This is a genomic window from Streptococcus suis, from assembly GCF_002960625.1.
Taxonomy (GTDB): Bacteria; Bacillota; Bacilli; order Lactobacillales; family Streptococcaceae; genus Streptococcus; species Streptococcus suis_T.
The window spans coordinates 1-1,139 of the sequence record NZ_POJH01000050.1; the positions used below are offsets into that span (position 1 = coordinate 1).

Below are 1,139 nucleotides of genomic sequence, written 5' to 3' on the forward strand. Positions count from 1 at the left end.
TCGTAGCCTGGGATTGACTTGTTAGGTGTTGTTCCCTCTTCTTGCGGTGCAATTGGGTTACCATTTTCGTCAACGTGGTTTGTCACAACCTTCTTAGCAGGTGTTTCTACTTTACGGTAAACGTAAGTTACTTCAGTAGTCTTACCACCTACAACAGTACCAGTTTCTGAACCATCAACACGAACAAGCTCATAAGTTGTACCATCTTCTGTAGTGATAGTGTTTGGCTTGTTGTCTGTTGTGTCGTAAGACTTACCTGCTGGAGCGTTTGTTTCGTCTTGAACAGGTGTCTTAATCACATTACCATCTTCATCCACGTAGTTCACCACAACGTTACCGTTTTGAACGTAAGGGATTGGTGTGTCAATACCTGACTCGTCTGGAGTTGGTGGCACATAACCCTTGCTTGGATCGGTTGGATCGATTGGTTTCAATGGCTCATTTGTCTTAGGATCAACTGGTGTGAAGCCTGGTACATGTGGGATTGATGGAACTTCACCATTTGTACCTGGTGTTGTTGGATCAATTGGCTTATCTGGGTTGGTTGGATCGAATGGATAAGGGATTACTGGGTTAACTGGAGTTGGATTCTCTGGTGTTGCAGGAATTTGTGGGATCCAGTTAGCAACTTTCTTGTACACATAAGTGATTTCAGTTGTCTTACCGCCTTCAACAGAACCTGTTTCAGAACCAACTGTCTTAGATGGGATCAAGACATAACGTGAACCATCTTCAGTAACAATCTCAGTTGGCTTGTTATCAGTTGTGTCGTAAGACTTACCTGCTGGAGCGTTTGTTTCGTCTTGAACAGGTGTCTTAATCACATTACCATCTTCATCCACGTAGTTCACCACAACGTTACCGTTTTGAACGTAAGGGATTGGTGTGTCAATACCTGACTCGTCTGGAGTTGGTGGCACATAACCCTTGCTTGGATCGGTTGGATCAACTGGTTTCAATGGCTCATTTGTCTTAGGATCAACTGGTGTGAAGCCTGGTACATGAGGAATTGATGGAACTTCACCGTCTGGGTAAGGTGTCGTTGGATCGATTGGCTTATCTGGGTTGGTTGGATCGAATGGATAAGGGATTACTGGGTTAACTGGAGTTGGATTCTCTGGTGTTGCAGGAATTTGTGG

At 44.3% G+C, this 1,139-nt stretch carries 1 protein-coding gene; it reads right to left on the reverse strand.

Annotated features, from left to right (window positions below; genetic code table 11):
• On the reverse strand, positions 1 to 1,139 hold a 1,139-nt coding region (locus C1G49_RS10395; protein WP_193433999.1), incomplete at both ends, for a MucBP domain-containing protein.